The organism is Bradyrhizobium lablabi, assembly GCF_900141755.1.
Taxonomy (GTDB): Bacteria; Pseudomonadota; Alphaproteobacteria; order Rhizobiales; family Xanthobacteraceae; genus Bradyrhizobium; species Bradyrhizobium lablabi_A.
Map to the genome: position 1 here is coordinate 37,490 of NZ_LT670844.1, position 22,989 is coordinate 60,478.

The 22,989-nt window shown below is 62.2% G+C and carries 23 protein-coding genes; 11 read left to right on the plus strand and 12 right to left on the minus strand.

Annotated elements, in window-relative coordinates:
• Positions 1-373: 373 nt before the first annotated feature.
• Together B5526_RS00155 and B5526_RS00165 are read right to left on the minus strand one after the other, a co-directional pair.
• Positions 374-943, minus strand: coding sequence for a hypothetical protein (locus B5526_RS00155; RefSeq protein WP_154071039.1), 570 nt, complete (start codon positions 941-943; stop codon positions 374-376).
• Between the two features lie 299 nt (positions 944-1,242).
• Positions 1,243-1,725, minus strand: a complete 483-nt coding sequence (locus B5526_RS00165; RefSeq protein WP_154071040.1) for a hypothetical protein — start codon at positions 1,723-1,725, stop codon at positions 1,243-1,245.
• Positions 1,726-2,219: 494 nt separating this feature from the next.
• Between B5526_RS00165 and B5526_RS39555 the strand changes: the two genes are divergently transcribed.
• From B5526_RS39555 to B5526_RS00175, 3 genes are all read left to right on the plus strand, one after another.
• On the plus strand, positions 2,220-2,645 hold the full coding sequence (locus B5526_RS39555) for a hypothetical protein (protein ID WP_154071041.1): 426 nt from the start codon (positions 2,220-2,222) through the stop codon (positions 2,643-2,645).
• A 53-nt stretch (positions 2,646-2,698) separates the two neighbouring features.
• Entirely contained in the window at positions 2,699-2,953 is a 255-nt protein-coding gene (locus tag B5526_RS38285; RefSeq protein WP_172841934.1) for a hypothetical protein, read from the plus strand.
• Between the two features lie 985 nt (positions 2,954-3,938).
• Positions 3,939-4,130, plus strand: a complete 192-nt coding sequence (locus B5526_RS00175; RefSeq protein WP_079535968.1) for a hypothetical protein — start codon at positions 3,939-3,941, stop codon at positions 4,128-4,130.
• A gap of 322 nt (positions 4,131-4,452) precedes the next feature.
• Here B5526_RS00175 and B5526_RS00180 read toward each other — a convergent pair whose 3' ends face one another.
• A complete protein-coding gene (locus tag B5526_RS00180; protein ID WP_079535970.1) occupies positions 4,453-5,247 on the minus strand; it encodes a hypothetical protein in 795 nt (264 codons plus the stop codon).
• An 85-nt stretch (positions 5,248-5,332) separates the two neighbouring features.
• Positions 5,333-5,653: a hypothetical protein gene (locus B5526_RS39560; protein ID WP_349642758.1), complete on the minus strand. Its 321-nt coding sequence runs from the start codon at positions 5,651-5,653 to the stop codon at positions 5,333-5,335.
• Between B5526_RS39560 and B5526_RS00190 the strand changes: the two genes are divergently transcribed.
• Both B5526_RS00190 and B5526_RS00195 read left to right on the plus strand, forming a co-directional pair.
• Complete coding sequence (locus B5526_RS00190; protein ID WP_079535971.1) at positions 5,652-5,930, plus strand: hypothetical protein; 279 nt, start codon at positions 5,652-5,654, stop codon at positions 5,928-5,930. The genes B5526_RS39560 and B5526_RS00190 overlap by 2 nt on opposite strands.
• Positions 5,931-7,174: 1,244 nt before the next feature.
• The gene (locus tag B5526_RS00195) at positions 7,175-8,128 is read left to right on the plus strand and encodes a septal ring lytic transglycosylase RlpA family protein (protein ID WP_079535973.1); all 954 of its coding nucleotides are present in this window, start codon (positions 7,175-7,177) and stop codon (positions 8,126-8,128) included.
• On the opposite strand, the gene B5526_RS00200 is transcribed toward B5526_RS00195, so the two are convergent.
• Entirely contained in the window at positions 8,122-9,069 is a 948-nt protein-coding gene (locus B5526_RS00200; protein ID WP_079544575.1) for an alpha/beta fold hydrolase, read from the minus strand. The two genes, B5526_RS00195 and B5526_RS00200, sit on opposite strands and share 7 nt — an antisense overlap.
• Before the next feature lie 161 nt (positions 9,070-9,230).
• On the opposite strand from B5526_RS00200, the gene B5526_RS00205 reads away from it, so the two are divergent.
• The 6 genes from B5526_RS00205 (at position 9,231) to B5526_RS00230 (ending at position 15,447) form a co-directional block, all read left to right on the plus strand.
• Positions 9,231-10,487, plus strand: coding sequence for a D-alanyl-D-alanine carboxypeptidase family protein (locus tag B5526_RS00205; RefSeq protein WP_079544576.1), 1,257 nt, complete (start codon positions 9,231-9,233; stop codon positions 10,485-10,487).
• A 1-nt stretch (position 10,488) separates the two neighbouring features.
• On the plus strand, positions 10,489-11,181 hold the full coding sequence (gene tmk / locus B5526_RS00210; protein WP_079535975.1) for a dTMP kinase: 693 nt from the start codon (positions 10,489-10,491) through the stop codon (positions 11,179-11,181).
• Positions 11,178-12,218, plus strand: a complete 1,041-nt coding sequence (locus B5526_RS00215; RefSeq protein ID WP_079535976.1) for a DNA polymerase III subunit delta' — start codon at positions 11,178-11,180, stop codon at positions 12,216-12,218. The genes tmk and B5526_RS00215 overlap by 4 nt, the downstream gene beginning before the upstream one ends.
• 66 nt (positions 12,219-12,284) lie before the next feature.
• Positions 12,285-13,850, plus strand: a complete 1,566-nt coding sequence (gene metG, locus B5526_RS00220) for a methionine--tRNA ligase (protein ID WP_079535978.1) — start codon at positions 12,285-12,287, stop codon at positions 13,848-13,850.
• Between the two features lie 14 nt (positions 13,851-13,864).
• On the plus strand, positions 13,865-14,644 hold the full coding sequence (locus B5526_RS00225) for a TatD family hydrolase (protein ID WP_079544577.1): 780 nt from the start codon (positions 13,865-13,867) through the stop codon (positions 14,642-14,644).
• On the plus strand, positions 14,641-15,447 hold the full coding sequence (locus B5526_RS00230) for an MBL fold metallo-hydrolase (RefSeq protein WP_079535980.1): 807 nt from the start codon (positions 14,641-14,643) through the stop codon (positions 15,445-15,447). The genes B5526_RS00225 and B5526_RS00230 overlap by 4 nt, the downstream gene beginning before the upstream one ends.
• A 10-nt stretch (positions 15,448-15,457) precedes the next feature.
• Here the strand turns inward: B5526_RS00230 and B5526_RS00235 are convergent, their stop codons facing one another.
• From B5526_RS00235 to B5526_RS00265, 7 genes are all read right to left on the minus strand, one after another.
• Positions 15,458-15,955, minus strand: coding sequence for a cupin domain-containing protein (locus tag B5526_RS00235; protein WP_079535982.1), 498 nt, complete (start codon positions 15,953-15,955; stop codon positions 15,458-15,460).
• A 41-nt stretch (positions 15,956-15,996) separates the two neighbouring features.
• Entirely contained in the window at positions 15,997-17,646 is a 1,650-nt protein-coding gene (locus B5526_RS00240; RefSeq protein ID WP_079535983.1) for an acyl-CoA synthetase, read from the minus strand.
• Between the two features lie 25 nt (positions 17,647-17,671).
• Complete coding sequence (locus B5526_RS00245) at positions 17,672-19,552, minus strand: TRAP transporter large permease (protein ID WP_079535985.1); 1,881 nt, start codon at positions 19,550-19,552, stop codon at positions 17,672-17,674.
• A gap of 33 nt (positions 19,553-19,585) precedes the next feature.
• Entirely contained in the window at positions 19,586-20,605 is a 1,020-nt protein-coding gene (locus tag B5526_RS00250; RefSeq protein WP_079535987.1) for a TRAP transporter substrate-binding protein, read from the minus strand.
• A gap of 320 nt (positions 20,606-20,925) precedes the next feature.
• Entirely contained in the window at positions 20,926-21,600 is a 675-nt protein-coding gene (locus B5526_RS00255) for an HAD family hydrolase (RefSeq protein WP_079535989.1), read from the minus strand.
• Between the two features lie 41 nt (positions 21,601-21,641).
• Positions 21,642-21,971: an antibiotic biosynthesis monooxygenase family protein gene (locus tag B5526_RS00260; RefSeq protein ID WP_079535990.1), complete on the minus strand. Its 330-nt coding sequence runs from the start codon at positions 21,969-21,971 to the stop codon at positions 21,642-21,644.
• Between the two features lie 114 nt (positions 21,972-22,085).
• Complete coding sequence (locus B5526_RS00265; protein ID WP_079535992.1) at positions 22,086-22,892, minus strand: enoyl-CoA hydratase/isomerase family protein; 807 nt, start codon at positions 22,890-22,892, stop codon at positions 22,086-22,088.
• Positions 22,893-22,989 lie beyond the last annotated feature (97 nt).

A 22,989-nucleotide genomic window follows, 5' to 3' on the forward strand; every position in this document is an offset into this window, starting at 1 on the left:
CTGCTTTTGGCACGAAACCGACATGCCGCCGCGGTCGCTAAATGTCCGGTGTTGAGGTGGATGAGCGGACTTGCCGCCAACGCTGCTTGAGGACAGCTCTTGACCCTGGCTGTGTGAAAAATCGAAAGACGACGAGAATAATTTTCCGAAATCAATCGACGCCAAACAAGCCCGCGAAGTTTCGACGACCAGAAACGACACTTGGTGGAATTCTCATTCTGCGCCATCGCCGCGCCGCTGCGTTTTTACACAGCCAAGACCCGAAGCAGACGTCGCACCTTTCAAAACCCGTCGCTCTCGTGTCGCGAAACGGCGGTTGTGCGAAATGGCTCTGTTGTCCCATTCCTTACAAATTGGGCGTGTGGTTATCCCACTATCGAGATGTTTCGGTTGAGTTGGATTTTTGACGCCATTGCAGAAACTGTTGAAGCAACTGCTCGGACTGCTCGTGCGTCGCATTCTGGCCAGCCGGGGGCGACGCGAGGAGAGCTTGAAACTCAGCAAGCGCGGGCTTCGATCCTTCGTCTCCTTGCCTGGATTGAGGCAGAGCGGTTCTCGTCGATCGTATGATTTCAGAAGAGGTTGAACCGGCGGCCGATTGCCGTGAAGCAGGCCCCATGATGACGAAGAGCAGCGCCACGACCGCCGAAATGCCGACGGCTGCGGCGAAGCTGATCAGCGCTGCGCGCCGGTTAAATTCACGCGCGAGCCCAGCAGGTTCGTGAATGACCTCGGGGCCGAGCGGGTGCCGCAAGGCATCGGAAACCACGTTCTCAAGCTGGGTATCGAGCGAGGCGGGAAGGGAGATTGGGGACCTGATGGGCTCCAATCTTGCTCCTTGCGAAAGGGATAGTCGTGACTTCGATCTTTCGCGCAACCGGGGTGGCGCATAGTACTCAGGATCATTGGGATTGAGATGCTCGTGCTCACTGACGCTACTCATAACGCTACTCCTCATAACATCGCGCGCCGGGTGATGCACGCGAGAACCCGCTCGTTGACCCGCGGGCGGGTTCTCTTCCCCCAAGGACAACACGCGCGCGGCGGGAGGAGCACCGCGCCGAAGGAGAGTAGCGCGGAAGCTAAATTTCGTCTGTCCGGCTCCCGACTCGGCCCGGCCGAGGCCCAAAGCAACGCCTGGGCGCCGCGGCCGGCGTTGAGCATTGTAGCGGCGTCGGCCTGAGAAATGGACCTTCCCTCAATTGCGGGAAGGTCGTTGCGCTCGCCTTGACGCATGCGGTGCTAGCGCACGGGCTGCCGCGGCGCCGATGGCAACTGCGGTTCGACCTGCGGCTGCGGTGTGTCTTGCGGCTGAGCTCTGGCTTGGGGCGACGGGCGTATCGGCACCGGCTTGCGCGTCGGGGTGGCAGTCGGCCGTGGCGGAGGCGCTGATATCTTGGGCCGCAGGCTCTGCTCGGAAGCGTTGGCAATATCGCGGGCCATTTGTTCTTGGCTCGCCTTGAACTGCTCGGCGGCCCTCGCATTGTCGCGGGTCATTTGTTCCTGGTTGATCTTGAGCTGCTCGATACTGGCCTTGAGCTGCTCGATCTCGTGCCCCGCGGTTGCGAGATCGCGCGCCATCGACTGGAGCAACTGCGCCGATTCCGGAGCTGCGGTCGGCGCGACGCCTTCCGCTGCAGTCTGCGCCAGAGGTGCCGGTTGCGGAGGTGCTGCCGTCGCCGCGGACGTCGGAGCGATACGACCATTCCAGTCGGCTATCGCCACTTTTTATCGCCAAATTATTTTCGCAGACCTCAACCGGGTAGAGCGGCCTGCACAAGGCACCCGCCCAGTAAGCCCCCCCATTCTCGCCGCCTGGACCAATCTTTGGACCAATCTCGCGGTGAAGAGGCTGCTATTGAAGTGATATCACTTGCCACGAGGCTGTGGGGCAGGGCCGTCTAACCTACTGAAAAATGTACGAAAAAGGGGCGCGATGCCGTGACATGACATGCGCCCCTTTCGTATTTCAAGACCGGTGCCTTAAACCGCTCGGCCACCCTTCCAAACCAATAATTTCAAACGCCTAGCGTAGCGATCGGCCGAACGCAATGCGAACATGGACCCAATCCACTTTAGGACCCCAGGAAGCCGGCGGCCAGGGCGCCGATTACGGCAGATACCGATGCGTCCATAGTCGGCTTATCGCCGCACTGGCTGCCGCGTAAGAAAGGCCGTCCGAAACCTGAAGCCGCCGGGCACGCTCGGCGGCTTTTGCTTTGTCCGGCTTGGTCAAATTGAAAAATCCGCCCCATCTGGAGTCAGTGGTTGAGGCTAACCGCGATGAGGCGGAAGTATGGGATCGTCGACGCCATAGCGTCGACGAAAGCAAAATGCGATTGCGATTCGGGCAGATTAGGGGCGATGGCTCCGACCTGGTTTCATCGGTCGCGCGCCAGCTTGCGCTTTCCCCAATGGTGATCTTTGCGCGACATGAACACACGCTCGACGTTTCGGTTCAATGCCTTCATGACACCGATGCGCGCCATCATCGTCGGACCGCCGCGCGTCGCCACCAGGATCAAAGCTTCCATCGCCGCTTGCCATTCCGCGGCTTCGTGCTCGACCTTCGGGAGCTTGGTAATATAGTGGCCGGCCTCTTCGAGGGTGACGAGCTGGCGGCCGCGCGGGGCTCAGCTACCTAATCTTAGCCAAGCACTCCTTCAGGCGCTCAAGCTCCAAACGAACTTGCGACTCCATGGCGTCTTGTAATGCGAGCGTGCATGCTGTGAAGGGAAGAGCTGAAGTTACCCGATTTAAGGGGCGTTTTTCCGAATTAATTGTTGCTCTGATCAAGCTAGCTGCACTTCAAGTGCGGCTTGGAACCATCGCAACCGAAGCGGCGTGGACCTTCCACAGCAAGGTCATTCAGTCAATTGGCGCTGGGGATAGGCCGATGCAATCGGCAATCACCGAAGAGAAATCGATGCGGCTGCGCGTGCCATTGAGTTGAAACTAATCGCAGGCCACGAATTGGGCTTTCAATGCCTGCTCCGTTCGAATTTTCCGAGTGACGTTATTCGAGATATGGCAAGAGCTGCTTTTGGAGGCGGCGCGCACTGCATAGAACAAGCCGCCCGGGCGATCACCGGACGGCTCATTCCGCAACTGCCGGCACGGCGCCGGTTCCATCGCACATTGCTTATTTCGGCGGGGCCGTCGCCCTGGGGCAGAGCGGCGGTCCCTTATCGCACGGTACGCATGGCCGGGGTTGATGCGGCGTCGGCAAAATCCGCACGACTATCGATACTAAAACTTAAAATGCGACTGGCAATTGCAATTTCGAATTAACCATTAAGGCTATGGCGGTATCGGAGCCTTTCGGCATCGGCCCTGAGCAGGGCGAAGTTCATCGAAACGTCGGATTATTGATAGTTCGTCAACCTCGTGTTTACCAAGCATCGTTTTCGAGCAGGCGGTGGTCGGCGCGTCCCTCGACGCCTTCGGACTGCTGATCTACAGGCCGCAGCTCGGGCTGCTGATCCCGGCTGCGTTGCTTGCGGGGCGGCATTGGCGCGCCTCCGAGGGTGTCGCGGTCTCCTTAGGTGAACGCGATGTCGCTCATTGGCACTTTTCGGACATGGCGCGACGCCCGACGCGAGTCCGAAATGCGCGCCAAACCGGACATCATCGGCGCCGGACCTTCGGCTTTAATCCCAGCTCTTCGCATTTGCGCGCGACATCGTCGACGCTATCGGCGCGGCATAGGCGTTCGTAAAAATGTCTGTTGCCTAGCGCCGGATACTAAATCCGCGCGGGGCACGATACGGGCTCATCGGGCGGAAAAATGTCGCAGGAACGACCGCCCGAAAATCCGCGTTATTAGATCGGGCCGTTTGCTGTACAGGCGGCCTGCACGGTCCTCGCCGCCCCAAAAGCCCCTTAGTACCCCTAGGCGGGGACCGTGCCCGCGAGGCAGGAACATCGGGAGGTGGCCCATGCCAGCCGAGCCGAAAACCAGCGCCAAAGTCGATGGCAACGCCAAGCGCGCAGCCATAGCCGCCATCTGGGAAACACTCGACCGGATTCGCGAGCGCGACGGCGTAAAAATTTTCAAGAAAGCCGCCGATCGGTTGCTCGACACTATGGAAATCGCGCGGAAAAAAATGAGACGATCGCGGCCGACGTAACCGGCGAGGTGATCGACCGAAGCCCAACGCCTGATCGCGTCATCGCGCGCCGGGTGATGCACACGAAAAACCCGCCCGTGAAGGAATCAACGAGCGGGTTCTCTTCCCCAATGCAGCACGGTGCGCGGAGGAGTACCGCGCCGACGGAGAGTAGCGCGGAATCTAAATTTCGTCCGTCCGGCTCCCGACTCGGCCCGGCCGAGGCCCAAAGCAACGCCTGGGCGCCGCGGCCGGCGTTGAGCATTGTAGCGGCGTCGGCCTGAGAAATGGACCTTCCCTCAATTGCGGGAAGGTCGTTGCGCTCGCCTTGACGCATGCGGTGCTAGCGCACGGGCTGCCGCGGCGCCGATGGCAACTGCGGTTCGGCCTGCGGCTGCGGTGTGTCTTGCGGCTGAGCTCTGGCTTGGGGCGACGGGCGTATCGGCACCGGCTTGCGCGTCGGGGTGGCAGTCGGCCGTGGCGGAGGCGCTGATATCTTGGGCCGCAGGTTCTGCTCGGAAGCTTTTGCAATGACTTGGGCCATTTGTTCCTGACTCGCGTTGAGCTGCTCGGCGGCCCTCGCATTGTCGCGGGTCATTTGTTCCTGGTTGATCTTGAGCTGCTCGATGCTGGCCTTGAGCTGTTCGATCTCGTGCCCCACATCGCGCGCCATCGGCTGGAGCAACTGCGCCGATTCCGGAGCTGCGGTCGGCGCGACGCCTTCCGCTGCAGTCGGCGCCAGAGTTGCCGGTTGCGGAGGTGCTGCCGTCGCCGCGGACGCCTGAACGACAGGTGGGCTCTGTTGCGCGGGGGGCACCGGGTTTTCCAGCGGCAGCGATGAAGACAGGACGAACCGCGGCGCCCATCTCGCGATAATCGGTTTGGCCGCATCGCCGTAGGACTGCCAAGCGACGGCGGCGACACCGATGCACGCTGCCAACAGCAAGCCAACGAAGCCACGTACCGCCGGCCTGCCAAACCACGGCCGGTCGCCGGGGACTTGGATATTGTTGGCAGCAGGAGGATGGCGCGCGGCATCGTCCGCCGGGGTGCGCGCCATCTGTTCATCCTCGCGCGCGATCTGTTCAAAATAGCGCACGATCACTCCGGTTGGTTTCGGGTTCAGCGTGGAATCCATTGGCGCTCCGTACTCAGTCCAACGTCACCCGCCTAAGGATGGCCGGGCGGATTTACGTTAGGTCGACGACGTCCTGCCCCATGCTTCACTCCGGTTTGACCAAAGCAAGGCGGTACGATGGAGAGTATTTGGCCTGGCCCATGCCACACGCTAGCCTTGATCGAGCCGGCGTTGCGCGCTTGGCTTCTTCTTCCCAATGGAAATTCGGGCGCACGTCGGCCCCTCGCTGGCCGCAGGCCTGGCAGATGAACCGGGGTTCCAGATCGGACAGCCGGACATCATCCGGCCATCGATCACCGCTGATTGCTGTCCAGTGGCTGCAGCGATAGTCCCCACAATAGATCAAGAGACCGCGAACGCCGGCAGCGCGCATCTCGGCAAAGGTGATCTTCTGGGGTTCGGCCATGGCCGGCATGAAAGCGCGGCCGGAACGGGGGAGTCGAATCGCTCTATGGGTTGGGCTGAGGGCGCGGCGGTCGGTGACCGCCAAGACGTCCGACGCCACCGATCAAGCTATCGCCCGCGATGCATGGGGCAATCACCAACTCTGCGCCGTTGGGATTGTCAGATACAAAGACGGCAATGGGGTCGCTCGCGACACCGGATTTTTTCGAGTTCTCGACGACGATGGCGGGAGCTTCGTTCTCTCCCCGCATGACGCGAAGATGGAATACCAAGACTAGCCGGAACCGCTCGCGGAGCGATAGCGGTGGCGGATAAGCCGGACATCAGTCTTCATCCCGGTTCCGAAAAGCCCGGCGATCTTGGCCCCACGTTAGGCCCCAAACAACAGCCGACAGCGTCAACCCGCACACAACACGGGCCTATGGATAACCAGCTAAGTATCTGAAAAACCAGATGGGGAGCCACATCGCCGCATGGGCCGCGATGTGGCTATTCGTCTTTCAAGACCGGTGCCTTAAACCACTCGGCCACCCTTCCGTCCTTGGCACATCAATCATCTGGCCGTCGGAAGATCAAGAACGGGGTTGGCGCGGGATCCAATTTGGTCCGACCGCTTTCGTGTGTTCAGCTTGGCCCGAACCTCAAATTGTTTCTCGGCCCCCGTCGTCGACGTAGTTGCCCGGTGATTGCGAGCATTGACGGAGCGGCCTTGAGGGAGGCGCTGTTCCGGTTGTGTCAGGGGTTCGGATTTCCCCTCATCCGGACCCGGCCGCGGCCTGACGCGGTTCATTGATATGGGCGCTGCGTGCCGCTCGACGGTGATTTTGAAGGTTCCCGATCGCGGCGCGGACATTCCGAATGCCGCCTCGATCCCGAGGCAGACGTCGCCGGGGGTGGAACTAGCTGAACGCGATCGCAAGCAAGCTCGAGCACAAAACCACGAAACCGGCCGCGGTTAGCGCGAGGAAGCCGTCCGATACGACATCGTGGGTCACGAGATCATGGGTTCGCATCATACACCTGCCACTCTCAATGCTGGTCCGACTTCATTGAAGTTTTCGGAATCGCTTCTTTAAAGAGGTAGCTCCGTGGCTTCGCGGAACTCAGGCCCTTGAACGAAAGCCATCAAACGCGTGGGCAATGAAGATGCCGGCGCTCATCAGGCCCAAAACAGCAGTAACCGTCTCGATCATCGCAAACTTCCTTTGCGCCCCGGGTCGGACAGAACGACTGCCACGTTGCACAGTCAAAAGGATTCCATCGCTAAAACGAGAATCGAATCTGACTGATGATTTCGGGCAACAGATTCGTGCCAGAACCGAACAATTCCGACGCGGCGGCGCCGTAAACCGACGGGCCGCCATCGCAACCATTGATTCACTACGCCTGCGCTCTCCCCATTTCCGCCGTGTTCGCGCCGCGGTATGTTAATACGTTGATGCGGAAGTGGGCGCATCGGGGGCGTATGGCGGCCGAGCACCTCGAAGTAGGCGTGCGGCCGGCGGAATGGTATTTGGGGCGTATGGGGATTCGACGGCCAGATCAGATTCTGCTGATGGCGCGAAGCGCGGTCGCCGTGGCGGCATGCCTTGCGCTCGCCAATTGCGCCTCGTCGGGTAAATTCGCGAGCCGCGTCGATCCCAGATACGGCGTTTCCTCCAGTCCCCGGGTGGTCGCGTTTGGTGAACCGGTGCCGAAGGGTGGCGGCGTCTACCGCATCGGCAAGCCCTATACCGTTGCAGGCCGGGTCTACGTGCCGGAAGAAGATGTCAATTATCGCGAGGAGGGGCTTGCCTCCTGGTACGGCGATGATTTCCACGGCCGGCTTACCGCCAATGGCGAAGTGTTCGACATGGCGTCACTGACGGCGGCTCACCCAACCCTGCCGATGCCGTGCTATGCGCGGGTGACCAACCTCAGCAATGGCAAGTCGCTGGTCGTTCGTGTCAATGACCGCGGACCCTACCACGGCAACCGGCTCATCGATGTCTCGAATAAAGCCGCTGAACTCCTTGAATTCAAAGGAAATGGCGTGGCGCGCGTGCGGGTCGAATATGTCGGCCGCGCACCGCTCGAAGGCTCCGACGACCGTCAGCTGATAGCAACCTTGCGGACCGGCGCGCCGGCGCCGTCGCCCTCGATGGTGCGGGTGGCGTCCGCCCGTCCGTTTGTTCCGGAGATTCCGTCGAACGGCCGCCCGATCCGGGGCGAAGTGCCGCTGCCGGAGGGCCGGCCCTACAGCCTCGGCAACAGCTCGGCCGACCTTGCCTCGATCAACGCGACATCGGAGATGTCGGCTTCGGCGCGTGGCCGTTCGAGCGGCCGCATGCGCGAAAATCAGCGCGCAGTGTCCTATGAAAATGACGATCGGTATACGGCGGATGCCTCCGATGCCGATGCCAGGTCCGTCAGCGCTTATGCCCCGGTCGATCCGCGCGGCCCGAGCGAATTGCTGGCCGGACGCGGGCTCTATTGAGCCGCTCTTAGGAACGCGATCAGCGCCGCGTTGACCTCCGCGGCGCGTTCCTGCTGCACCCAGTGTCCGGCCCCCTCGATGATGAGCTTGCGTTTGAGGTTGGGCAGCACCCGTTCCATGTCGGCAATACGCTTGCCGCCGATCAGGCCGGTAACGACGGAGTCCTTGGATCCCGCAATGAACAGCGACGGCTGATGGATTTGCGCGCCCTGCCACGGCGCGGTCAGTTCCCAATTGCGGTCGAGGTTGCGGTACCAGTTGAGGCCGCCCCGGAACCCGGACTTTTGGTAGGCTTCGGTGAAATAACTAAGGTCGGCTTCGCCGAGCCAATCCGGCCGCGGGCGATCGGCGCACGGGTTGCCGAGAAATCCCTTGCCATCCTCGACAAACAGGGAAGCCGCCGCATCGGAGAAGCCGCGCCCGAGCAGGGTTCGCATGGTCAAGCCGACGTCGCGCTCGAGTTCGGCTTCAGCGACGCCGGGCGCCTGAAAATATTGCCAATAGAAATTGGTGATGCCACCGTCGCGCAAGGTCTTGAGCGGCCGGCCCCGCCCGCGGGAAGGCGGGGGAACGCTCAGGCCCGCTACCGCTGAGAAAACATCGGGGCGGAACAGCGCCGCGTGCCAGGCAACCGGCGCGCCCCAGTCATGGCCGACAATGGCGGCGCGCTTTTCCCCAAGCGCTGCAACCAGCGCGACCATGTCGCCCACGGTATCGAACAGGCTGTACGCCAGGATATCGGCCGGCGCGCTGGTTCGTCCAAACCCCCGCATGTCCGGCGCGACAACACGAAAGCCTGCCGCTGCGATCGCCGGAATCTGATGCCGCCAGGAATAGGAAAGTTCCGGCCAGCCATGGCACAGCAGCACCAGCGGGCCTTCGCCCTGTTCGAGCAGGAAGATCTCGATATCGTTGGCGGAAATGGTGCGTGAGGTGAGCATCGCGTTTCCGCCCTGTTTGAAGGATTTTGTTGCGACATCCATTGTGCAACACTCTAAGGTTGTTTGGCCGCCGCCGCAATCGGCCGCCGCGATGGTCGGGCAAAACCTGTGTTGTTGGCAGTACTTCCAACTGTTAGAACGCCGGCTTCAAGGCAGTGATGATGGCAACCGAAGTTTCACCGCAGCGCACATTTTGGCCGGCGACGGGACGCCGCCGGCATGGCCTGATCGCGGCCCTGGTCGTTGCGGCCGTGGCGTGGGGTGGGGTGGTCTACGCCGCCAACCAGAGCGTCCAGGGCGCCAAGAAGGAGGAGGGCGGTTTCGACGGCGATGCGCCGACCGCGATCCTGATTGAAGCCAGCAGCGGCAGCGTGCTCTGGGAGAAGAACGCCGATGAGATGCGGGCGCCGTCGAGCATGATGAAGCTGATGACGGCCGAGGTGGTGTTCCACGCCATCAAGCAGGGCGACATCAAACTGACCGACGAATATCACGTCAGCGAAAACGCCTGGCGGAAAGGCGGGGCGCCTTCGGGCACGTCGACCATGTTTGCCGCCATCCACAGCAAGATCGCCGTCGACGATCTGCTGCATGGCGCCATCATTCCAAGCGGCAACGATGCCTGCATCGTGCTGGCGGAGGGGATCGCCGGCGATGAGCGCGCCTTCGCGGATAGCATGACCAAGCGCGCGCGCGAACTCGGCATGACGCAATCGACCTTTGGTAATTCCAACGGACTGCCCGACCCCGCCAACAAGATGACCGTGCGCGACCTGGCAAAGCTCGCGCGCTACGTCATCCTGACCTATCCCGAATTCTACAAATTGTTCGGCGAGAAGGAATTCACCTGGAACAAGATCCGACAGCAGAACCGCAATCCGCTGTTGAATTCGCTCGAGGGCGCCGATGGGCTGAAGACCGGATACACCAAGGAGGGCGGCTACGGCATGGTCGGCTCCGCCGTGCAAAACGGCATCCGGCTGATCGTCGTCGTCAACGGCCTCGAAGATCCCGACGACCGCGCCACCGAGGCCAAGAAAATGCTGGAATGGGGATTCCGCAGTTTCGAGGCGCGGACATTGTTCGCAGCCGAGCAGCCGGTCGGCTATGCCAAGGTGTTTGGCGGCGACAGCCGCTCGGTGAAGCTTTCAAGCCCCGAACCGATCAAGGTGATGGTACCGAAGAACGGCAGCGAAAAGCTGATCGCGCGCGTGGTCTATAATGGTCCGGTGAAGGCGCCGATCGAGCCCGGCCAGCCGGTCGGCGTCGTCAGGGTGTGGCGGGGCACGAACCTCGCGGTGGAGGCGCCGGTCTATGCGGCAGAAGCGGTGGGCAGGGGATCGACGATGCGGCGGGCGATCGACGGCGCGAGCGAACTCGTGATTGGAATGTTTCGCGCCGGCGCCGAGAAACTCTGAGATGGCCGAAGCAGCGGTCAAACGAACTCCTGGGCGCGGACGATTTATCACCTTTGAGGGTGGCGAGGGCTCCGGCAAATCGACCCAGATCAAAACGCTGGCGGAGCGCCTGAATGCCGCCAAGCTGCGCGCCATCGTCACCCGCGAACCCGGCGGATCGCCGGGGGCTGAGGTGATCCGGCATCTCGTGCTGTCCGGCATGGGCAAGTTATTGGGCCCTGATGCGGAAACATTGTTGTTTGCGGCCGCGCGCGACGACCATGTCCGCACCGTGATCAAGCCGGCACTCAGCCAGGGAATCTGGGTGCTGTGCGACCGCTTTTCGGATTCGACGCGGGCCTATCAGGGCAGCATGGGGAAGGTCGCGCCTGAGGTTCTGAATGCGATGGAGCGGGTCACCATCGGTGATCTCAAGCCGGATTTGACCATCATTCTCGATATCCCGGTCGAAATCGGCATCGAGCGCGCGGCCGCGCGCCGCGGCGCTGGCGCACCCGACAGATTCGAAGCGGAAAATCTCAAATTTCACCAGGATTTGCGCGAGGCCTACCGGCAGATCGCAGCCCGCGAGCCGGAGCGCTGCGTGCTGATCGATGCCAATGCTGACGCCGCCACGGTAGCCGCCCACGTCTGGACCGCCTTGCGGGACCGTTTCTTCACGAGCAGCACTGAAAATGTGGCCAGTTCGGCATGAGCGCCCGTCAGGTCGAGCCGCAGATCTCCGCCGTGCATCCGCGCGAAACCACCGCGCTGTTCGGGCACGGCGAGGCCGAGGCGGCGTTATTGAATGCCTACCGCAGCGGACGCATTCCGCATGCCTGGCTGATTGGCGGCGCGGCTGGCATCGGCAAAGCGACGCTCGCCTATCGTATGGCGCGCTTCGTGCTCACCCATCGCAATCCGCTAGCACCTGACGTGCAGCGCGCCGAGACGCTTTGGGTCGATCCGTCCGATCCGGTCGCGCGCCATGTCTCCGCCGGCGCCCATGGCGGGCTGCTCACGCTGCAGCGGACCCACAACGACAAGGGCGTGCTGCGAACCGTGATTACCGTCGACGAGACGCGCGAGACGATTTCGTTCTTCGGCTCGACCGCGGCGGTCGATGGCTGGCGGGTGTGCATCGTCGACACTGTCGATGAGCTCAATCCCAACGCCGCCAACGCGCTTCTGAAAATTCTCGAGGAGCCGCCGCGGCAATCGCTGTTTCTGCTCGTCAGCCATCAGCCGGCGCGGGTGCTGCCGACCATCCTGTCACGCTGCCGAAAACTGCCGCTGCGGCCGCTCGCGACCGGCGATGTGATGCGCGCGGCGGCCGAGGCCGCACGCCTCGAGGCCGATGATCCCGCGCTGGCGGAGGCAGCGGAAGCCGCCGAGGGCAGTGTCGCCCGCGCGCTGACGCTGATGGGCGGCGATGCCCTAAAACTTCAGCAGCGGACCGCGGCGCTGCTGGCGAGCTTGCCGCGGGTCGATCCGCGTGAACTTCATGCGTTGGGCGACGCGCTCGGCGGCAGCGACCGGGTAGCGCTGGCGGCGTTCATCGACAGCGTCGATCGCTGGGTGGCCGAGCGCCTGCGCGGCAGCGACCCCAATGCGAACCTTGCCCGCCTTGCACGGCTGGCGGAGGTGTGGGAAAAGATCAACGGCGCCGCGCGCGACACCGCAGACTATAATCTGGAGCGAAAGCCGCTGGTTTTCTCGGTGTTCGGGCTGCTTGCGGAGGCGACCGGCTGACAGGCCGGTTTAGCCAGACCGTATCACCACACGTCGTTTGAAGAGCGATGAAAGGCCTTCGCAATTATGGCGAATGCGACCAATTTGCCCCGTGAGACCTTCTACATCACGACCGCGATCGCGTATCCCAATGGCGTGCCGCATATTGGCCACGCCTACGAGGCGATCGCGACCGATGCGTTGGCGCGCTTTGCGCGGCTCGACGGCAAGGATGTTTTCTTCCTCACCGGCACCGACGAACACGGGCTGAAGATGGCCCAGACCGCGGAGGCCGAAAATCTACCGACGATGCAGGTCGCAACCCGCAATGCGCAGCGCTTCAAGGACATGGACGAGCGGCTGAACGTCTCGTTCGACCGCTTCATCCGCACCACCGAACCGGCGCATCATCGCTCGGTTCAGGTGGTCTGGAATCGCATGCAGCAGGCCGGCGACATCTACATCGACACTTACGCCGGCTGGTATTCGGTGCGCGATGAGGCCTATTACGCCGAAGAGGAAACCGTTGTCGGCGACGACAAGGTGCGCCGTGGCCCACAGGGCACTCCGGTCGAATGGGTCGAGGAGAAGAGTTATTTCTTTAAATTGTCCGCTTATCAGGACAAGCTTCTGGCACTTTACGAGAGCCAGCCGGATTTCATCGGACCGGATTCGCGGCGTAACGAGGTCATCAGTTTCGTCAAGGGCGGATTGCGGGATTTGTCGATTTCGCGCACGACGTTCGACTGGGGCGTCAAGGTGCCGAACGATCCCGAGCACGTGATGTATGTCTGGGTCGACGCGCTGACCAACTACATCACCGGCGTCGGCTTTCCCGACGAGGGCGATAGCAACTGGCGTCATTGGCCGGCCGACGTTCACATCATCGGCAAGGACATCATCCGTTTTCACGCGGTGTACTGGCCGGCCTTCCTGATGTCGGCGCGCATTGCCGTGCCGAAGCGGGTTTATGCGCACGGCTTCCTGTTCAGCCGCGGTGAAAAAATGTCGAAGTCGCTCGGCAATGTCGTCGACCCCTTCAACCTGGCCGACCAGTATGGCGTCGATCAGGTGCGCTATTTCTTCTTGCGCGAGGTGCCGTTCGGCCAGGACGGCAACTATAATCACGAGGCGATTGTCGCGCGCATCAATGCCGATCTCGCCAACGATCTCGGCAACCTGGCGCAACGTTCGCTGTCCATGATTGCAAAACAGTATCAGGGCGTGTTGCCCGAGCCCGGCGCCTTCACCGACAACGACAAGGCGATCCTGGCGCAGGCCGACGGCATGATCGCGCTCGCCCGGACCGCGATGGCGACGCAGCAGATTCATCAGGCGCTCAATGCCGTGTGGGCGGTGGTTGCCGAAGCCAACCGCTACTTCGCGGGCGAGGCACCCTGGGCGCTGGCGAAGACCGATCCGGCGCGTCAGGCAACGGTGCTTTATGTCACCGCTGAAGTCGTGCGCCAGATCGCTATTTTGGCGCAACCCGTAATGCCGGAATCATCAGCGAAATTACTGGACAGTCTCGGCATCCCGCAAGGCGCGCGCGATTTTGCGGCCCTCGGCGGTGCGACCCGCATCAAGCCCGGGACCGTGCTGCCGGCGCCCGTGCCGGTATTTCCACGCTACGTCGAACCGACGGCGGCTTGAACGGAACAAGCCAGATGCTCGTCGACAGCCACTGCCATCTCGATTTTCCCGACTTCGCCGATGACCTCGACGGCATCGTGGCGCGGGCAGATGCCGCCGGCATCGGGCGCATCCTCACCATTTCGACGCGGGTGCGGCGGCTCGGCGAGCTATTGAACATCGCCGGGCGGTATCCAAACGTCTATTGCTCGGTCGGTACCCATCCGCATCATGCGGATGAGGAAGACGGCATCCCCAGTGACGAACTGATCGAGCTGACGCGGCATCCCAAGGTGGTGGCTTTGGGCGAAGCTGGGCTCGATAATTTCTACGACAACGGCTCGCCCGAAGCGCAGGAGCGCGGATTTCGCGCTCATATCGCAGCCGCCCGTGCGACTGGCCTGCCGCTGGTCATTCACACCCGCGAGGCCGACGAGGGGTGCGGCCGCATTCTCGAAGACGAAATGCAAAAGGGATCGTTTCGCGCCGTGCTGCATTGTTACACAGGCGGGCGAGAGCTGGCGATGAAGGCGATTTCCTTGGGGCTCTCGATCTCGTTCACGGGCATTTTGACATTCAAGAAATCGCAGGCCTTGCGCGATCTCGCGGCCGAACTTCCGGCCGACCGCATCATGGTCGAGACCGACGCGCCGTATCTGGCGCCCGGCAAATTCCGCGGCAAGCGCAACGAGCCGTCTTACGTGGTCGAGATCGCAAGAGTCCTGGCGGAAACCCGCGGCGTCTCGCTCGAAGAGATTTCGCGCCAGACCACGGAGAATTTCTTTCGCCTATTTTCAAAAGTGCCGGCTGCATGACGCTGACGCTGACCATTTTGGGCTGCGGATCCTCGGCCGGCGTCCCGCGACCCGCGCTCGGCTGGGGCAAATGCGATCCCAATAATCCCAAAAACCGCCGCCGCCGCTGTTCGTTATTGGTCGAACGAACTTCCGACCATGGGCTGACGCGGATCGTGATCGATACCTCGCCCGATCTGCGCGAGCAGCTGATCGACGCCGAGGTCGATCACATCGACGCGGTGTTTCTGACCCATGAGCATGCCGACCAGACCCATGGCATCGACGATCTGCGGTCGGTCGTGCTGCATCAGCGCCGGCGTATTCCGGTCTATCTGAACCAATCGACCGCAAAAGACATCATGCACCGGTTTTCCTATTGCTTTGTGTCGCCGCCGGGCAGCGATTATCCGCCGATCCTGACCCAGCATTCGATCGAGACCGGCGAAAGCCGCAGCATCGAAGGGAAGGGCGGTCCGGTCACGCTTTCCGCCTTCATCATGCAGCACGGCAATATTCCCGCGCTCGGTTATCGCGTTGGGGACGCCGCCTATACGCCCGATGTCAGCGACATCCCGGCCGAGAGCTGGCCGCATCTCAGGGATCTCGATCTCTGGATCATCGACGGGTTGCGCTATGCGCCGCATCCCAGCCACTTCAGCGTCAGCGACGCGCTGTCCTGGATCGATCGCTTCAAGCCGCGCCGGGCCGTCATCACGAACATGCATTCCGACCTGGATTACGAGGAACTGCGCGCGAGCCTGCCGCCGGGCGTGGTCCCCGGCTATGACGGCATGCGGTTGGAGTTGGCTCGCGATCGCTAGAACTGAGCTCTCATGAGAGCCTTACTCCGAAACGCTCTATCAGAATCGGGATGCTGCTGGGGTCCATCTCAAGACCATATCGGCTGCAAAGCTCACTTAGCGCCTGCGGCCCCGCTTTGGCTGCTCCGCCGAGGTCAACGAGTTCGCGGAAATAATTCTCAAAGCCGGCCGGCGAAATGATCTCCAGGATCCGCGCGGGTTCATCTCCCGCGTTCCAGAACGTGTGCCATTGGTTGCGGGGCTTGAAGATAAGATCGCCGGGATTGCCAATCACGACAGTGTCTCCAAGCAGCGCACCCATCTTGCCTTCGAGAACATAGGAATACTCGTCCTCCCGAGAATGCTTGTGCATCGGCGCGGCCAGCGCGCGTGCCGGCATGGGATGTTCCACAAGCGCGAAGCGGTCTCCGGCCTCTTGGCCATCGATCATGAACCGCACCCCGATGCTTCCGAGGAAACCCGACTTGCCATCATGTGGTCCAAGGACTTTTGGCGCTGACGCTGCCATTTTTCCCTCCGTGACGATGGATGATAAAGAAAGCGGGCCGCTCAGGCCGAAATCGCCTTTGCCGAATTCACTTGATTACGCAGCATGAATTTTTGGATTTTGCCGGTCGAAGTCTTCGGAATAGGCCCGAACACTACGGCCTTCGGCGTCTTGAAGCCCGACATGTGGCTGCGGCAGAACGCGATGATCTCGGCTTCGGTGACCCGCGCATTGTCCTTCAGCTCGAGGAAGGCGCAGGGCACTTCGCCCCATTTTGCATCGGGCTTTGCGACCACCGCCGCGAACAGTACCGCGGGATGCTTGTAGAGCACGTCCTCGACCTCGACGGAGGAGATGTTTTCGCCGCCGGAAATGATGATGTCCTTGGAACGGTCCTTGATGATGACATAGCCGTGCTCGTCGAGCACGCCGAGGTCGCCGGTGTGGAACCAGCCGCCGGCAAAGGCCTCTTGCGTCGCTTTCTCGTTCCTGAGGTAACCCTTCATCACGATATTGCCGCGGAACATCACCTCGCCGATGGTCTCGCCGTCGCGCGGCACTTCGCGCATGGTTTCGGGGTCGATCACGGTGACGGCTTCCTGCAGCGGGTAGGGCACGCCCTGCCGGCGCTTCATTTGCGCGCGCTGCTCGGCGGGCAGATCATCCCAGCCCGGTTGCTCGGCGCAGACTGAGGCCGGACCATAGACTTCGGTCAGTCCATAGACATGCGTCAGCCTGATGCCGATGCTTTCGGCGCCTTCCAGCACCGCGACTGGAGGTGCCGCGCCCGCGATCAATCCGACCACGGGCCGCGCGGCTTTGCCTTTCGGCGCGTCGGAGGCGTTGATCAGGGTATTGTAGACGATCGGCGCGCCGCACATGTGGGTGACGCCGTGCTTTTTGATCAGCTCGAAAATCTTGGTCGGGTCGACCTTGCGCAGGCAGACATTGATGCCCGCCGCCGCCGCGATGGTCCAGGGAAAGCACCAGCCGTTGCAATGGAACATCGGCAGCGTCCAGAGATAGACCGGATGCTGGCCGAGTTGGCCTGCGAGGATATTGCTCACCGCATTGAGGTAGGCGCCGCGGTGATGCGTCACCACCCCCTTGGGATTGCCTGTGGTGCCCGAAGTATAACTGAGCGCAATCGCGTCCCATTCGTCAACGGGCAGCTTTGCGACGAAGCTTTCGTCGCCTTGCGACAGCGCCGCCTCGTATTCGATCTCGCCAATGCGCTTTCCGCCGGCGAAAGCTTGATCATCGACATCGATGATCAACGGTTTTGGGCCCTTCATCAGGCTCAAAGCCTCGCCGATGACGTCGGTAAATTCCGGATCGACCAGAATGATCCTCGCGCCGCCATGATCGAGCTGGAAGGCGATGGAGGGGGCATCGAGGCGGATATTGAGCGCGTTCAAGACCGCACCCGCCATCGGCACGGCGAAATGCAGCTCGTTCATCGCAGGGATATTCGGCAGCATCGCCGCCACCGTATCGCCGCAGCCGATGCCTCGGCTTGTGAGGAACGCGGCAAAGCGCCGGCAGCGGGCATAGGTCTGCGCCCAGGTGAACGAACGGCCCTCATAAACCGCGCTGATATGATCAGGGTAGACGGCGGCGGTGCGCGCCAAAAAACTCAGCGGCGTCAGCGGCACGAAATTGGCGGGCGACTTGTCCAGACCGAGATCGTATTGACTTTGCTTCCCACTCATCGGCCACCTCCCATTTCCTTTGCGCTTAAAGGAATCCGATCGAGATCCACGGAAAAATCGCCACCACGATCAGGCCTACCAATAGCGCCAGCATATAGCCCCAGATCGGCTTGATCCCCTCGGCGGGGTCGACACGTCCGATGGCGCAAGCCGCATAATAGCCTACTCCGAACGGAGGCGCGAACAGTCCGATGCCCATCGCCAGGATGATGATCATCGCATAATGCACTTCGTGGACGCCGACCGCGCGTGCGATCGGAAACAACAGCGGGCCGAACAGCACGATCGCCGGAATACCCTCGAGCACGCTGCCCAACACCGTGAAGGCCACGATCGATACAGCGATGAAGGAAGCGGAGCCGCCGGGCAGGCCGGTCATGGCGGCCGCCAGCGCGCGGGAGAAGCCGGATTGGGTCAATCCCCAGGCCATGCCGGTCGCGGTGCCGATGATCAGCAGGATCGCCCCCGACAGACAGGCGGTCTCCACCAGCATCGGGACGAGCCGCCGCCAGTCGAACCGGCGGTAGACCAGAAGCCCGACCACCAGCCCATAGACGATGCCGATGGTGGAGACCTCGGTCGCGGTCGCGATCCCCTCGACCACGGCGGCGCGGATCACGAAAGGCAATGCCAGCGCGGGCAGGGCGATGACAAAGGCCCTGACGATCTCGCCGGCGCCGGCCCGCTTGACGTGGCCGAGGTCCTCAGCCCGGTAGCGCCACCATACCAGCGCCGACAACGTGATCGCCAGCACCACGCCCGGCAATAGCCCGCCGGTAAACAGCGCCGAAATCGAAACCCCGGTCACCGAGCCGATCGTGATCAGGACGAGACTAGGCGGAATGGTTTCGGTCTGCGCGCCGGTCGCCGCGAGCAGCGCCACGAGATCGCCGGGCCTTGCGCCGCGCGCCTTCATTTCCGGAAACAGTACCGGCGCGACCGCTGCCATGTCGGCGGCCTTCGAGCCGGAAATGCCTGAGACCAGATACATCGCGCCGACCAGCACGTAATGCAGGCCGCCGCGGACATGGCCGAGCAGGCTCGCCAGGAATGCCACCATGGCGCGCGCCATGCCGGTCATCTCGATCAAAAGGCCCAAGAACACGAACAGGGGCACCGACAACAGGATCAAATGGCTCATGCCCTCGTCCATGCGGCCGACCAGCACCATCAAGGGCGTGCGCGTCGTCAGCGCGAGATAGCCGAAAATCGCCAGTCCAAAGCCGAAAGCGATCGGGACGCCGGCGAACACGCAGAAGCCGGCTACGCCAACAAAGAAGATCAGAAGATTGATATTGCCGAGCGGACGCAGCCACGGCGTCGCCAGCCAAAAAATCGCTATCACCAGGCCGACAGACAACACCGCGCTGAGCACGGTCTTGAAATCGCCTAATCGTGCCAGCCGCAGCAAGGCAAACAGCACCATCAGGCCGGTGCCGACCGGCAACGCGGCTGCCCGCCAGCTATTGGCGATTTGCAGCGCCGGCGTCGTGATAAAGCTCTCCTCGTAGGCGTATTCCCAGGAGGGCGCCGCGATCAGCAGGAGAAAAGCCAGCGCCGCGCAGGTTGCGACCACGTCGAGCCAGGCCCGCGTCGCCGGGCTCGTGCTCGCGACCACCGCGGTCATTCGCATATGCTCGGAACGGCGGAACGCCACCGCGGCCCCGAGCATCGCCAGCCACAGGAACAGGATCGAGGCCAGTTCGTCCGACCAGATCAGCGGGCTGCGCAGGCCGTAACGCGCGACCACGCCCGCGAACAGGATCACGATCTCGGCGACGACCAGAATAGCCGCCGGGATCTCGACCAGCATGCCGAGCCAAGCTTCGAGGGATGCCGCAAGCGAACGGCGGCGAGGGGACCCCGCCTCGCCGGCCGCCGCTGTTGCGCCTTCGGCGTGAGCCATGACGGTACCTGTACCACGATCCCGGCGATGGCCTTACGACAGCTTGCCGACGGATTTTTCCAACAGCGCCCACGCCTGGTCGCCGTATTTTCCTTTCCACTCGGAATAGAACCCGGCGGAGCGGAGTTTATCGCGGAATGGCGCGACGTCAGGCTGGTTGAACACCAGCCCTTTGCCCTCGAGTTCCCCACGCAAGTTCGCGTTCAACTTCGCGGTATCGCCGCGCTCTTTGATGGCGGCGGCGTTGATATTTTTGGCGACGATGGCGCGCAAATCATCCGGCACCTTCTCCCAGGCGCGGCGATTGGCGAGGAACCAGAATCCATCCCACATGTGATTGGTCAGCGAACAATATTTCTGCACTTCGTACAGTTTCGCCGTCGAGATCAGCGCGAGCGGATTTTCCTGGCCTTCGACGATCTTGGTCTGCAGCGCCGAATAGACCTCGCTAAAATTGATCGAGGCGGGCGAGGCGTCGAATGCCTTGAACATCGAGGTCCACAACGGCGAGACCGGCACCCGGATCTTGAAGCCCTTGTAATCATCGGGGCTGTTGATCGGCTTGGTCGAGGACGTGGTCTGACGAAAGCCGTTGTCCCAGATCTTGTCCATGGCCACGAGATTGGCTTTTGCGATCTCGCCGCGCACATAGGCGCCGAGTTCACCGTCCATGGCCTTCCAGACCGAGTCGTAGTCCGGAAAGGCAAAACCGATCCCGTTGATCGACGCGGCCGGCACCAGGGTAGCCAGGATCAGGCCCGACAGCGTGAAAAACTCGATGCCGCCGGAGCGGATTTGGCTCAGCATGTCGGTGTCGGAGCCAAGCTGGTTGTTCGGAAAAACCTGCAGATCGAAGCGGCCGTTGGTTTCGGTCTTGATCGCCTCCGCCATCTCCCTGGCGCGAACGTTCATCGGATGCGTATCCGGCGCATTGTTGGCATATTTGTAGGTGAACTCAGCCGCTTGCGCCCGCGCGACATAAGGCGCGCCGACGCCACCCAATACGGCTGAGGCCGCCGATACCTTGAGCAGCGTGCGTCGTGAAAAGCTCATCTCGTTCTCCCTGAGAGTTTGTTGTTCTTGTGAGACCGTATCCCATGAAGCCTCGGCCCGGTCACGCATCTCGCGATGGGCTTATTGCAGCGTATCGGCGTTGCGGCAATATCCGGGGGGCACTGATCGTCAGGGGTGGCCGTGGCGCGCCTGCATTTGCCGGCATGGCGTTTGTCGCAGACCGAGCTGCATTCATGCGGATTGGCACGATATTTCGATAAGCCTTTGATCTAATTATAGATAAAAATATTCCATAATATACCTTATGCGAATCTGACCATCAGGGGGCTGGCTCGTCCCCGCCACCCGAGCCATGATCTTCAGCGTCGCCCGCAGACCTCGTCGATCCGGCGCAGGAGATCGGCCGGATCATCGTAGACACGGAATGCACCGGCCTGCCTCAGCTCTTCGGGCCCATAGCCGCCGCTCAACACACCCACGCCCAGCGCGCGGCATCGTACCGCCGCCAGCATGTCCCAGATGCTGTCGCCGACCACGATCGAGGTTTCGATCGGCGCGCTCAGCCGTTCGGCTGCCGCCAGGAACAGATCCGGGTCAGGCTTGGCGTATTTGACCTGATCGCGCGTCACGACGGGAACCCGATCGGGATCGACGCCGAGCGAGGCCAGATTGACGGCTGCGGTTTCCATGCGGCCACTGGTCGCGATCGCCCAGGGAATGCCGGCCTCCGACAGCCAGTTCAGCAATTCGCGCGCGCCGGGCAAAGGTCGGATTTGGGTGGCCTGCTGCCGATACGCGCTGGCATGGGCTTGGCGAAGCCGTTCGACGCGTTCAGTGCTGATCTCCAGCCCAGTCTCCCGAAGCAACTGGTTGGTGAACAGGCCGCCGCTCATGCCGATCTTGCGATGGATGCGCCAGACCGACAAGTCGATGCCCTCCGCGTCGAGCGCGTGCTTCCAGGCCAGGACATGCTGATAGACGCTGTCGACGAGCGTGCCGTCGAGATCGAACAGGAAGGCCGGTTGGATGCGCATGTCGGTACCCTCGCCTTGCGTGGCCGAAGCTCACGCCACCTTTACCTCTCAGCCTTGCCGCGCCCGACAGTCTGACGCACCTCGAAACCCTCGAACTGTGGGTGCCCAAGATAGAGCGGCTTGTTGTCACCGGCCTTGTGATGCGCCGCCCGAAACGCCTCCGATTTGGTCCACGCCTCGAACATAGTGCGGCTTTCCCAGATCGTGTGGGACGCATAGAGCGTGTGGTCTTCAGCTTCGGGGCCCCTGAGGAGATGAAACTCGACAAACCCCGGCACCTTCTCGAGATGGCTTTCGCGCGACGTCCAGACTTGCTCGAAGGCCGCTTCGGACCCCCTGACAACGAGAAACCGGTTCATGGCGATAAACATCAGGCAAGTCTCCTAGGGCTGCGGCGGCGACCAACCTATAGCAGCCGCAGTTGGCGACATTGCGGACGGTCAAGCGGATGGTATCTCGGTCCCCATCACAATTCCTTTTGGCGGCTACCGCCCTTTGAACCGCGGCTTGCGCCGCTCCAGGAACGCCGCGACGCCCTCTTTGTGATCTTCGCTAAAACTTGCCAGCGCGAACTGGTCGACGTCCATATGGCCAGCGAGATCGTCGAGCGCGTACGCCAGGCGGTTGACGGTCAATTTCGTCATTGCGGCTGAGATCGGCGGCTGCGCCGCGAATTTTGCGGCGAGCGCCATTGCCGCGTCAAAAGCCTTGCCGGGATCGGCCACCTCCTCCACCAGGCCCCATTCGTAGGCCTCGGCGGCCGAGATGCGCTGGTCGGCCAGGATCACTGCCTGCTTGGTCCGTGCCGGTCCGATCAGATGCAGCATGCGCGGGATGCTCTGCCAGCTCATGTTCATGCCGAGGCCGATCTCGGGCACGCGCAGATGGGCGTTGCTCGCGATCACGCGAAAATCCAGCGCCACCGCCAGCGCGACGCCGCCGCCGATGCAAAAGCCTTCGATGGCGCCGATGGTGACTTGTTCCATCTCCTGCCAGGCGCGGGTCAACCGTGGTCCCAGTTTCAAATGCCGGCGCAGCGACCCGAGATCCATGGTCCGGCGCGAGCGGCCTTCGGGATCCTTCAGGTCGAAGCCGGCACTGAAGGCCTTGGGCGCGCCGGTGAGCACCACGACCGAGGTCTCGCCGTCGTCCTCAAAACCGCGCGCCGCCTGCGTGAGCTGACGCAAGGCTTCTGGCGATAGCGCGTTGATGCCGTCGCCGCGGTCGAAGCGCACCACCGCGATGCGGCCCTCCGGCCCGAGGCCCCGTTCGATGGTGACAAAATCCGCCACTTTGTTCCTCCCTGCCCGTCATTTTCTTCGAGCATAGCTCACAAACACCGGGGCAACAGGCCGGAAGTGCTAGTACCTCGACATGGCCGCAATGTTT